Annotated in this window: 7 protein-coding genes; 1 reads left to right on the top strand and 6 read right to left on the bottom strand. The window is 41.8% G+C overall.

All coding sequences use genetic code 11. From position 1 onward, the window contains the following. Positions 1-159: 159 nt before the first annotated feature. From ACYQ2C_RS12575 to ACYQ2C_RS12565, 3 genes are all read right to left on the bottom strand, one after another. Positions 160-1,932 carry a hypothetical protein gene (locus ACYQ2C_RS12575; protein ID WP_460103040.1) on the bottom strand — a complete coding sequence of 591 codons (1,773 nt, stop codon included), beginning with the start codon at positions 1,930-1,932 and terminating at the stop codon, positions 160-162. A gap of 611 nt (positions 1,933-2,543) precedes the next feature. Next, positions 2,544-4,346, bottom strand: a complete 1,803-nt coding sequence (locus ACYQ2C_RS12570) for an SUMF1/EgtB/PvdO family nonheme iron enzyme (protein WP_460103042.1) — start codon at positions 4,344-4,346, stop codon at positions 2,544-2,546. 20 nt (positions 4,347-4,366) lie between these two features. Then, positions 4,367-4,825 (bottom strand): hypothetical protein, encoded by a 459-nt coding sequence (locus ACYQ2C_RS12565; protein ID WP_460103045.1) that lies wholly within the window; start codon positions 4,823-4,825, stop codon positions 4,367-4,369. Positions 4,826-5,125: 300 nt separating this feature from the next. Here ACYQ2C_RS12565 and ACYQ2C_RS12560 point away from each other — a divergent pair, with 300 nt between their 5' ends. After that, the gene (locus tag ACYQ2C_RS12560) at positions 5,126-5,584 is read left to right on the top strand and encodes a hypothetical protein (protein WP_460103047.1); all 459 of its coding nucleotides are present in this window, start codon (positions 5,126-5,128) and stop codon (positions 5,582-5,584) included. Positions 5,585-5,786: 202 nt separating this feature from the next. On the opposite strand, the gene ACYQ2C_RS12555 is transcribed toward ACYQ2C_RS12560, so the two are convergent. The 3 genes from ACYQ2C_RS12555 to ACYQ2C_RS12545 form a co-directional block, all read right to left on the bottom strand. Further along, positions 5,787-9,680: an alkaline phosphatase PhoX gene (locus ACYQ2C_RS12555; protein WP_460103049.1), complete on the bottom strand. Its 3,894-nt coding sequence runs from the start codon at positions 9,678-9,680 to the stop codon at positions 5,787-5,789. A 438-nt stretch (positions 9,681-10,118) separates the two neighbouring features. Next, positions 10,119-12,176: an FG-GAP-like repeat-containing protein gene (locus ACYQ2C_RS12550; RefSeq protein ID WP_460050631.1), complete on the bottom strand. Its 2,058-nt coding sequence runs from the start codon at positions 12,174-12,176 to the stop codon at positions 10,119-10,121. Positions 12,177-12,497: 321 nt separating this feature from the next. Next, the gene (locus ACYQ2C_RS12545) at positions 12,498-13,478 is read right to left on the bottom strand and encodes a GGDEF domain-containing protein (RefSeq protein ID WP_460103052.1); all 981 of its coding nucleotides are present in this window, start codon (positions 13,476-13,478) and stop codon (positions 12,498-12,500) included. Between the last annotated feature and the right edge of the window lie 9 nt (positions 13,479-13,487).

Raw genomic sequence — 13,487 nt, 5'->3', positions numbered from 1 at the left:
TTAGCCCGTCCCTAATTTAATCAGAGAACAGAAATTGAAAATACAATTTCCGGTTTCATCACAACGTCAATCACTTACCGTTCTTGAAATTGGTAACACATCCTTGTGCCGTAAGAAACTCCAGGTTAATCAGCGTTGTTTACAGATTTATTTTTGGTGTTATGGCCGTGACTCAACTTTAGGCGAGTTAGAGTTATCACCTGTTACACTCGACCAATCTAAACGAATATCAAACGCAGCTCGATATTCTGGTTCCAATGGTTCAATTTCGGTATCAATACTGCGATAAACATTGACCGCAGGCTTTATATTCGCATCACGGCCGTAAATATAATCTTGATCATCCACAATCGTCTTGTAAGCTTTATTCAAAGCGCGAGCACGCTCTGGTGATGGCGTAATTAATTCATACACATCGCGTACTGCCGCCAACGATGATTCATCAAGCTGACCGTGTTTAAAGTATCGAGCATCAATTTCTTCATTTTCACGAAATTCATTACCACCACCAACGCGCTCTAAATAGTCAAAATTAGCCGATTTATCGCTGCCAAACATGGGTACATTAGGCATACCTTTTAAATTTAGATAACCCCAACCTTTGGCGCCATCAATTTTACGAGCAAAGGCAAAGGTCTGGTCGATGGTAGAGCCAATAGTCGTGTGGCAGCCCATACAGAAAAAGTTTTCTTCAAATTTTTGTTGGCGAAGCTCCCCGTTTTTATCTTCAATAAAACCAATTAACTGCCAACCAAATTTATTATCCAAACCTTTTTCGCCAAGACTTGCATAACGCGGCAAGTTGCCTTCAAGTTTATCCTTTTGTTCTTCGGCGTAAAATGCACCTAAGGTCGATTTACGATGCTGTTCGGTTTTTACCATGTAGCGAACTTCTTTCATTCGCGGCGGCGTGTAAATTTCACCATTTTCACGCACACCTACATAGCGAATGGTGTGTAAAAACTCCGTGTAGCGAGGGTACAAAAAAGACTTTACTTGAACATCTGAAGCGCCACCCAAATAATTACTTGGACGTTTTAATGTTATTGTTTTCGATAATCGACCATCGCCATTTAAATCAGACCCAACCGTGTTTTCGTCGATTTCTGGAATTGTCAGCTGGGTAAAATTTTTAATTGCTGCCTCAACAATGGTTAAATTGAGCAAATAAATATCGCGATCAAATTCACCATGCTGATTTTTTTGAAAATCATCAGCCAAACGAATCATTACATCATCGGTGGCGCCATTGGTTGGCCAAAAAGTACTGGGCAATGGCATATAATTAAAAGCAACCCAACCACTACCATCTTTAGCAAAACCCTGGTCATCAAAGGCAGCTTCACTTAATTGCAGATTTTTTAAATCGGGATACCAAGCATCCCAACCTTGTGCCATTAAGCGATCCGCTAAACTCGAATAATTATCGTAATTTACGTACTCATCAATTTCGGCATCGGAGATTTTTGCCATACGCTCGGTGCGATCTTCAAAAAGATTCAGCCAATGATTGGTTGTACCCAAATCCGAAAATCCGTAATCGCCTTGTAATTCGCCATCGCCCATGCGATTGGCGCGGCCTTGATTGCGCGGCGTAAATTGATGACAGGTATAACAGGGGTTAAAATGGCCTTCGGTTTTGGTGTAACACTGGGGAGGAATCACCGCCTCGCGATTAAACATATCTGATTGACTGCTGACCGAAGACGCCAATAATTGTTGAACAAAGTCAGGATCTTGTTTTAGTACTTCTTCAACATGTGTTTCTGTCTTTTTGAGATCAACGTCTTTGAGATTAATAGCGGCGGTTTTTTCACTGTTATCAACGGCCGAGGCTTGAACATCTAAGTTAGATTCTTGCTTACTGCAAGCCGTTAAAACCGTAACCAGCGCAACCAACACCGGCCACTTCGATAAATTTGTACCAATCATTACACAACTCCCCCAATCAACGCTGAAGCAAAAACCTGCTTAAACAGCCAATAATTATCACTGGTGTATTCTTTTATTGGCCAAGCACAGTAAAGGAGAATTGTTACAATTTGCAGATAGATTCATAAATTAGACGCGAACTTGTCATAATTTATGATCTTAAATAAATGAGACAATAGCGATAAATTAAATACTTCTAATCATTAGAAGCTCTTTAACTTACAATTTTAAACTATAGGAAGCTCTGATTAACGCAGAGTTTACCGAGACACAAAGATGCGTCGCCAATTTTAAGAATTCCATTTGATTGAAATTATGAAAAACTGGTATTCGGCTTTCAACTTCTACCTTCTGATTAAATCCTAGATAAGTTAATCAGAGGTTTTTATAAAAAATTTTAATCCTTACGATCAATAAAAGATGTATTAATAGCTTTAGGAGCATCAATAACTTCTACGAATTTATTTTTATAATTAGACCCTATAACGGATATTTTTTGTGCATTAATTATTACAATTCGCATTATAACAGGGTCAAATTTTTCCAATAAATAGTCCAATAATTTAGCGTTTATACATAGAATGACAAAATACAACTACTGGTTTTAGAGGTTATAGTTCTCTGCATAATCGAAAACCTATTTTATTACTGCGGGCATCTTTCCAGCGACCATTGCGAACCGCAGACCGGATAGATCTTGGTCCATTCACATATGATCCTCCTCGAACGGTTTTTGGAGTGTCTTTCGACAAAAATTTTCTAGGCTCACCATCACTAGGCATATCATGATAGTGATCTTTATACATATCTGCGCACCATTCCCAAACATTACCATGCATATCGAATAAACCAAATGCATTAGCAACACTATTTCGCACCGGTCTCGTTTTATTTGGTGAGAAAGGTTTTATCTGGCAATCATGGTAGGGCTCAAAGCCGTTGAAATTCGCATGATTGAAATCAATACATTCACCAGTATTAAAAGCAGATTTAAAGCCTGCTCGGCAAGCGTATTCCCACTGAGACTCACTAGGTAATCGATAAGATTTTCCCGTTTGTTCACTTAACCACAATACAAATTCATTAGCGTCATCCCAACTGATGTTAATGATGGGTCGATTATTCCTACCCCAGCCTGAGTCATGAGGTAGTACTTTTTCGCTTGCTTTACAATAAAGGTCATAGTCATAAAATGTCACAACCGTTTCGGATAATGCAAAGCTTTCAAGTGAAACCAAATGCTGTGGGCCTTCGTTTTCGTATCGTCCAACTTCATCATCCGGCGAACCCATCAAGAATTCTCCCGCTGGTATAACCACCATTCTTGGTCCTAGAGAACCGTCTTTTAAAGTATCTTGAAATACATCACCGGGCTGATGTGTTTTTGAATCGGTAATAATTGTGGGAACTGCGGGGTTATTACTTGGTGTATTAATATTGAGTTCCGCGCTTTGATTAATTTGACTCGATAAAAAACGTTGTAAATCTGTTAATTCAAGATAAACGTGACGATCACGTTCTTTCGCATCCATATCAATTACAGTTTTACGAGCGACGTTTAAATAACTGATGTCATCTTTTACTAGTCTTCGTAGGCGAATAACACTTCCTAGACGAACATCTGGATCATTGCTAAATAATTTTTTGTGCAGACCTTCGGGCAGTACCTTTTCGGTTATCGCTTTCAGAATCAGATCTGAGTCGCCATCTGGCCCAAACAGTTTTGGCTCTTGTAAAGTACTTAATCCTGCTACGTAATTATTAATGTAATTATAAATACCACGAACAGAAATTACGCCTTCGTTGTTTTTAACTTTTCCGGTTTGCAACCCTTCGATAAACGCATGGGTAAACGGCGAGTTAGGAGTATTAAAACTCCCTTCGATTTTTTCGTAGGCTTTTTGATTTTTCGCACTGGAAGTAATAACAAATCGGCCACGAGTATTTTGGTCGATTAAATCAGATTGTATTGGATTGATATCACCACGGGATTCTAAAAAGTGTCCGCCGTAACAACAGTCCAACAACACCAGTTGTTTTTTACTGGCACTGTAACGCATCCAATTTCGTAGGTGATAGCAATCTAATGCAGTTGCCTCTAAGAAATCTGGATCACTATCTTCAAAGGCAAAATACAATTTATCGGCAATAATATCGCGATGGCCGTGGCCTGCAAAAAACAGTAATAAAAAGTCGTCTTTTTCAATATTTGGATCAGTAAAAAAACGTTTAATGGCAATAGAGGTTTCTTTGTTGGTGACGTTTTGGGTTAACGAGACAATGCTATCAAACTCCCCCAAAACGTGATCAGACAATAATTTTTCCACAGCCAATGCATCAGCTTCGGCCTTTTTTAAAGTGGGAAAGTTCTGATAGTTATTACTGCCAATAACCAATGCGTATCTTTTTGCCATTGTATTTTATTAATTAAATATTATTGATTATCGCCAGTTTTAGTGAGTATTTTTACATAGCTTTCGAGCAATTCCGGCGTCATTTCTTGTTTGGATGAGAACTCCACCTCGCGGCCATCTATTTTAAGTTTGACAGGACTTTTGGTGTTGCTCGCTTTTATATAATCACCAAATATACTCAGAACCTGTTTGAGGTAATCTGGCATAATCTTTAACCAAATCGACTCTTGGTCATCGCCGCCACGAGTTACGATATCGTCTGAGCTTGCCGGAGACGATGCCGGAAGAGGTTCTGGTATTTGTTGCGCAGCTTCGACAACATCCCTTTTTCGTTTTAGCGATATGTCGTGACCAGTTCGGAGCGTCTTCTCAACACCGGGCCAATCTTTGGCATCACGCATGATTGAGGAGAACATTACAGATCTGGCATCAAGATCGTCGTCTTCTAGGGTAATTTTCAATATTAATGGTAATTCCACTACGGCATCTCTTTAAAATCGTACAAAATTCAAACTTCGCACTTTAGTAATCAACCAATACATAGGAAACTCTGATTAACCAGAGTTTCTCGCGACACAAGGATGTGTCGCCAATTTCAAGAACGGTAAGTGATTGAAATTGTGAAGAAATTGGAAATCGCATTGTCAATTTCTGTCCTCTGATTAAATCATGGATGAGTTAATCAGAGGTTCCCATATAATAAAGTTATAAATACATGAACTTGAATGTTCTTTTCAAGCCAAAAGTGGGAATTTGATTATTTTGTTGGAGTTTTAGCGGTGACTTACAGAAAACAGTCTCGATGGCTTTTAATGATATGCCTCGTGAGCACAACAGGCTTTACGCTGGCTGACGGATTAAAAACCAATAATCCTGACGAAAATTGTAAAGAAGTTATCTTTAGTTGTGTTGGAGAATCTCAACGCTATAAATTGTGTAAATTAATGGATGAACGATTTGTGTTTCTTCATCAAACACACGAGCAAATAGATGTGGCTTTCGAATGTAATTCATCAAACCATTTTGAATTTTCCAACTACCACCGTTTTAAGGTTAACCAAAACTCGTTGAGTTTTAGCACTCACGATAAAAAGTTTGAGTTGTTTGATTATTACGATGAAGAGTCTCAACCGCCGGAGTCTGAGATTGGTATTGTGATTTCGGATTTAGAGGGAAATATTGAGGAGGAGATTTCTTGCCAGGCAGATTCGGTCAGTAATCTGGTTGAATTCGAATAATAAACTCTGATTAACCTAGAGTTTCTAGCAACACAAGGATGTGTCGCTAATTTCATGAACGGTAAGTGATTGAAATTGTGAAGAAATTGGAAATCGCATTTTAAATTTCTGTCCTCTGATTAAATCAGAGTTTCTTTTATAAAAAGGGCCTCAATTGAGACCCTTTTTTTTGTTTAGCAATTCATTAAAATTGTGTTCACACTTATAAATCACCAACGGTTGATGATTCGGCAAGTGGCCCTTCGAAGCCGAATAGTGCCGCAGAATTGCTGTGCAGCGTTGCTTCGTTGTTGGTACCAAAGCCTGAGAAATCAACGTTGGTACTAAAGCCTTCGATGATCAACAGGTCGTCGGTGTCGTTCCCGTCTAACAATGCTTCACCGTTAGCGTGTTGCAGTGACAGGTAAGCACGAGTGCCGTCTTGTGAAAAACTAAAGCCTGTTGGCTCTGCGCCTTGAACCGCAATCGACAACATGCGTACACAGCCGTCGGTTTTTATATCGCGGTCGTCACCATCCGGTAAACACGCCCAAACGTCGCCGTCGCTATCGTCTTCGATAACGTAGGCTATGCCGGTAACAGGTTGGAAAGCGAAGTTATCCGGCGCATTAAAGTCTTCGTCGCCTTCAACGAAACGATTCACCGAAACTGTCAAATCGCTACTGGCTGTTAACGGTGCCGAATCGATTCCACAAATAACCTCACCCACCTGACCGGAACCAGTTCGACCGGTGTTGGTCCAGCAGAAGCGAACTGCGTCTGGGTTAGTTGCATCAACGAACATCGGATCACGGTGCATGTCTTCTGGGCGGTAGTAGCCGGTGGCACCACGACCATTCGCTTGCACGCGTGCGTTAGCGGCGTCTACTTCAATCCAAGAGGCGTTACCCACTTCACAACCTTGGCCTGCTTGCTGACGGCTGCTTTGACAACTTACTTGCATTGCATAGGTACTACCGGCAACAAATGGTGAGTCGTTTAGGTTGGTGATTTGCGTATCGAGTGTACGTGGCGTCGCTGGTACAAACTTAAAGATCGCACCACCGTCGGTGTCGCTATTAACTAACAATGCCGAACCGTCGTCTTCGCCAGCAATGGTGCCGTCGGCTAAGAAGAATTGGTCGTAAGAACCTGGACGCAACTCATCACCACCCACAACCACACCGCTGTCGAGTACGAAGAGACCTTCCCAGGCCATGGTTGGCATTGCGGTACGTTTAACCACTAGGTTGCTTGCTTCTACCGAGGTAGGTACGCCGTTAGCGTCACCCTGTTCAATAGTTGCCGCCATTCCTGCATCGCCACGTTCAACAATGACTACGTTGGTGGTGGTTAATGGATCAAGAATTTCATAGGCCGCGCCATCGGCACTTTCTTCGGTAGCAAGCACGGTGCCCCAAGGTGTGGTACGAATACCGTCGCAGCGATCCATACCACGTGCAATGGTTTCAACAACACCAGTGGTTAGATTAACGCGCTGTACGCTCGGTTTGTATTTATTGGCGGTGCCATCATCAACAATACCGCGTGACTCTTCGATACAACCAATTAAATGGGTTGGATTATTTAACGGATAAAGATCGTGCTGATCCCACCATTCTGAGGCGGTGCGCGTTAAGAAAGTCGCCGACAATCCACCTGCTAAAGAGACATAAGCAGAGGCATCTTCACCGTTACCAAAACCGTTGCTCAGATCAGCACCGTTAAGTGCGGTTGTGATATCGGCTTGGCGATCGACTGTGTTAGCGTTTGATGCAGTAATTGGTGTACCAAACCCAAATAGCGCTTGGGAGTTTTGCTCCGCCAGCGCGGTAATGTCAGCTGCAATTGCAGTTGGTGCGCTAAAACCGGTAATGCGAACAATATCGTCGGTGCGATAGTTATTCACCAGTGGGAAAGCGTTATCGGAAGAATGCTGGATAGACACCCAAGCTTCGGTACCGTCGGCATTAAAACCAAAACCGGTTGGCTCTGCTGAGGTATCGTTCAACGACAGAACACGAACACAACCGTCTGAGGTTAAACCTTGGTCATCGCCGTCTGGCAAACAGGCCCAAACATCGCCGTGTTGGTTGTCTTCAATTACATACAAAATGCCAGTGCCCGGTTGGAATGCTAGGTTATCGGGCGCATTAAGTTCGCTGTCGCCTTCAACAAAACGCACCAAAGTCACGTTACGACCAGAGTCAGCCGGATTTGCATCAGTACCACAAATCACTTCACCGAAGTTGTCTGCACCACGATTGCCGGTGTTAGCAAAACAGAAGCGCACCTCATCGGCATTTTCTGGATTGGAAAAATCAGGGTCTAAATGCAAATCTTCAGGACGATAGTAACCCGTCGCACCGGCAAGGTTCGCGTCTTCTCGGGCATTAACCGCAGAAACCGGAACCCAAAGCGCATCGCCAATTTCGCACCCTTGGCCGAACTGCACACCGCCGGTACATTGCACTTGCAACGCGAAGCTACTGCCGGAAACCAGCGGCGAGTTAGCAAGATCGGTAATTTCAGTACCATCAGAAAGATTGGTTGGAATAAATTTGAAAATCGCGCCGCCGTCGGTATCGCTACCAAAACTTACCGCAGTAGCGCCGTTATCCAACTCTAATTCATAACTGCCCGGACGCAGTTCATCGCCGCCAACCACCACACCGTTTTCAAGTACGAACAAACCTTCCCAAGCCATGGTTGGCATTGCTGTACGCTTAGCAACCACGCCAGAAGCATCTGCACCCGAAGCGTCGATAATAGTTGCAGCTTCACCGGCGCCACCACGATTAGTAATGGTTATGTTGCTGGTAGACAGCGGATTTAAAATTTCGTACACAGAGCCGTCAACGGTTTCTTCTGTGGCAATCACAGTACCCCAAGGTGTGGCGCGAATACCGTCGCAGCGATCCATACCGCTTAAGATTGTTTCAACGCTACCGTCACTTAAAGAGACACGCTGAACCGCCGGATTACGTTGGCCAGTCGCGGTATCTAGAACCTCAACATTGCCCTCAATACACCAAATTTGATGGGTAGGATTTTCTGCCGGGAACAACGCGAACTGATCGGCATTGTGTGCGACATTACGCGTTAAAAATTCGGCTTGTAAGCCCGCGGCCAACTCTAAATGTTGCGCGGCCGAATGCAGTGGACTGCGCGAGGCAGTGGCTTGTCCGGCTGGAGTAACGACGTTATCCGCGGCTAAAGTAATAGCAGGAAATGCGTTAAGAATATCTGATGCGCTAGTTCCACCAGAGAACGTTGGCACCACAGAAATAATGGATGGAATTGCGGCATCAATAACGCCATCGGCTGCGTCTAGTGCATACGCCAATAAAATTTCTTCGCGAGAAAAATTCACCGCCGTGTCGCTAGCACCAGTTACCACTGATGCGCCGACACGAACAAATTCACCAAGTTCAGAAGAGGCTTGAGCAAGTAGATCGGAATCCAAACCGGTGATTGGGTTAGAACCTTCTGGCAGATCGCCATCGGTAGCATCAACCACGTTTTGAATCGATGAGTTCAACGCCACTTCGATATCGGCAACCGTGGCATCAGAGGTGGTTTGCGCGATGACCAATTGCGTAATGGCAGAGCTAAATGGGTTGACGTTGATCTGTTGGGTCTGACCAGACTCGGCAACAATGGCAATAGATTCCATGTTGATCGGCAAATCATTGAAGGTCGTATCAATAGCGCCTTCGTTGTCGAAGACTAAAAATACGGCTTGGCCTGCATTTTCTGCCGATAGGTTTAACAAGAAATTTTCACCATCGGCAAGATTGCGATTCTCTAGGGTGGCAATTGGGCTTGCAGCGGCAAGCGCAGCGGCACGAGAGGTGCCGGCAATTTCGGCGGCATCGGCAGCGGCTAGTGCAGCTTCAATGTTGGCGCGATTAAAAACATAAATGCTACCGCCCGCTACCGGGCCATCTTGCACAAAACCTTGCACCGCAACTGCAGCATTGGCTCCGTCTTGGCCATTGGCGCCGTTAGCACCATCACGTCCGTCGTCGCCATCACAGGCCGCCAACACAAGAGCCGGAAGACCAACCAGCAAAGCTTTGCGGATAAAGCTAGAAAGCTTGTTCCTCTCAAACATTCTGTTCTCCTATCGGGATAAGGTATCTGCAAATCACGATCAACTGCTATTTGCTAATTATTTTTTTTGAATTAAACAGCACGAGTAATTCTGCGCCAGAGAGTACAAAAATGAGGTTACGCCACAATGACTTAGTTGTTACGCTTATATGAAAGAAAAATTATAGGAGATATATTTAAAGAAGGGTCAATCAACAATATTTACTGCCAGCAGTATCGGCAATTGCAAGACAACATTTTTTATCTCCAAAATGCCATCGCTGGTTAAATCGAAGAAGAATAAAAAAACCTCCAATTAACGATAAAATTAAATTGGAGGTTTGAAATTTAAAACTCTTAAAAATTACTCAAATAATTTTGATACTTTTATTAGCATCTCATTTTTGAATTACTGAATTTTGATTCAATCATAAATGAGTTAATCAAAGGTGTTTAAAGTTTAAAACTGAAAATACGTTAAATTTAAAATCAAACCGTTGGCTGTTACGTTACAAATAAAGCCACCTTCTGTTGAATCACAGCCATCCCAAAAACTGGAAATAAAAGGAATTGCTTCCTCTGGAACTTCTACCACTAAATCAAATGGCGTACCTACAGGAGCAACAACACTGCCTATACATCCGCCTGGATTATCGGCTAAGGTACAAATGAATTCACTCTGCCCATCTATTACAGCAACTAAATCACCCAAACCGATAAAATCACCTAGACCGACATCGTCAAAAAGAACATTGATGGTTGTTACAGAAGGAATATTAGGTGGTACATTTAAAACAGAAAGGTTATCAATGGCGATGTCACCCAAAAAACCACCAGCAGCTTCTGCACGTATGCGCACCTGAATATCACCAATGAATTCCGACAAGTTCACACGCGCGGTAAGCCAAGGATTGGTTTCATCTAATTGTTGTTGACCAGAAACCGACCATACACTTTCAAATAAAGTACCGTTGGCCAAAACATCAACGTGTAAACTGCCAATATCAGCACCATAGGCATGATAATCAAAAACCACATATCGATTTGGAGCCGCAGTTAATACGGGCGATTCTAAAATTGCAGTATTACCCGCAGAATTAGCAGAGCCGGTTGAGGTTTCAAAATAATAATAGGTTCTGCCTGTGGCAGCACGAAATGGACCGGTATTTCCAGAAGACGTCTGTGCTGTTCGTGGTCGCCAATCAATGGTGTCATCTTGCAATTGTGTCCAAACGCCAATTCCATTTTCAAAATTAGTATAAAAATCGTTAGGCAAAGTTATTGCAGAATAAAACTGGTTAGAAACACAACCAAAACAACCTTGACTGAGAGTGAAAGTACCCCCAGCAACATAAATATCTAAGTCACCATCAACATCAAAATCAATAGCATCTATAGTATTCAATTCAAATGCATCACGGTCTGGATCTATCAATTGTTGAGTGAAAAGCGGTAAACCTTCACCATCATTTAACCAAAGCGTTGGACTGCCAAAACTATTTGAAATAGTCGCAATATCAACATCACCATCCGAATCGAAATCTTCTAATTCAACATCATAAGCATTAGAACTGAATCTGTTTGGTAGGCTTGCCACCTGCACAAAATTACCAAGCGCTTGTGGATCATTGATATAAACGTTGGTCACACCGTCGGCACCGATAACAATATCCATTAAGCCGTCGTCGTTGAAATCTTCAGCTTCGCCCGAAAAACCCGCGCTAAAAGAGGTACTTTTTACTTCGGTAAATGCTGGAAGACTTTCGCCAGAATTAAGATACAGCTTTGATGGGCCATTTTCATTCACGACAAATAAATCTTGATGTCCATCATTATTGGCGTCAATAAAAAATACATCGTGAGATGAAACGCCATGATAGGCAACAATTTCAGGAATGCTAGTATTGAAGGTACCATCGCCATTATTTAACAACACATTGGCGCGGCCAGTGCCACTGTCAAAACAAAAACCCAAAACGGTTTGACCGATAGCAAAATCCAAAAAACCATCTTTATTGACATCAACAACATCAATATCAATGGGACAAAATGTTGTTTCTAGTTGATAACTCGGGCTTGATAACGAAAACCACGGTGCTTGCCTTAGATTTAAGTAAACCGATACCTGACGAATATCACCGTCGAACTCGGCTCGAATTAAATCCACATAGCCGTCATTATTTAAATCGGCTAAATCAGCATCAAAGGTACTGAGGCTCGCACCTTCATTAAGAAACTGCTCAGTAAAACCACTACCATCACTATTATTAAAGCGAATACTCGGGTTAGGAGCGTCAAATAACGTAGAGTTAGCATCAAATATATCGAGATAACCGTCAAGGTTAATATCGCCTATTGCAGCGTCTCCTGTTGCCTCATTATTTCTACCCAAAAACCCTGAAAGCTCACCACCACCACTATTTATTCGTGTCTCTTCTGTATAGGCAACTTGCGCCGTTGCTATTGAAGAAACTCCAGAACACAGCAATACAAAACTTACACCCAAGGTTTTTTTCATTTTTCATCCCGCCTCATTAGAAGTTACTAATGATAGTACCAAGCAAAAATTGAAAAATGTTTTTCGAATAAATTAAATCGCGGACTAATTCACAAACTCGAATATTAAGTGTTTAAAAATCATCATACAACAGACTTTTAAATTATAAAAAAGCCAACATTAACACGATTAAAAAATTAGACATTTAATAATTAAGGATTACACAAAAAGGAAGAAGATATTCTTTATAAAAAAATATCTTTAAAAAAAGACAGAAAGGATTATTTAATTATAGATAAGTAACCACTCAGACCAAAATAATATTTATTTTTTTCAAATCCATCAAGACTCCATACCTTCCACAAAAATTGTCGTACGATTTCTACCACCTCGTTTTGACGCATAAAGTGCTGCATCTGCGCATTTAATCCAATCTGTGTGACATTCTTGTTGAGAGGATATTTCTGCGATTCCGAGACTAATAGTGAATCGAATTTTATGATCATCAACTTCGATTAAAAGTTCTGAAATATTTTTTCGTAATCGCTCAGCGAAATAATACGCTTTTTCTGCATCGACACCGACAAGAATTACCCCAAACTCTTCACCACCGTAACGACCAGCTATATCGATATCACGTTTACTGTTTAACAATTCCTGCGCCACAGATTTAATGACAACATCACCGGGATGATGACCGTAGGTATCGTTCACTTTTTTAAAATGATCTATATCAAACATTATCAAGCTAGCCATTTCATTGTGGCGAGCATGTCTTTTGAATTCTTGCAGAAGACAATTTTCCCAATGAGACCGATTGTATAACCTAGTCATTTGATCGGTGATGCTAATTTCTTCGAGGGTTTTATTGGCCTTTTTTAAAGCCATTCGGTTTACAGCAATATCGGTTACATCGTAAACAACAATAGCAACATGAGAAGTTTCGCCGGTTACCGATTTTAAGGGCAGTAGCGTTGTGTATTGATACATAAAATCGGCGGTACTTGTGATAGGACGATAATTTTTAAATTTAAAAACGTAAGGTCGCTCCTCCCAAATGGTGTAGGCACGGTTATCCAACAAAAACACTGAATCAATTTTGTGTTGAAACCAATCTTTTTGTATTTCTGGAAAAATATCAAATAGCGGACGGTTACTTACATCTTGAGCGAGCTTGCCACTGTGATTTTCCATAAAGCTATTCCAAACGCAAATTCGGTAATCTTTATCAACCACCACAAGGCCTACATCGATGGTCTGGAGGATGTACATCATCCAGTGCCAATTTTCCATGCCTTCAGGCATATTTTTATCTTGTTTCATCGGTAATAT

Source organism: Sessilibacter sp. MAH3 (genome assembly GCF_054658275.1).
The sequence above is the reverse complement of the archived record's forward strand: the minus strand, read 5'-3'. Positions and strand labels throughout refer to the sequence as shown.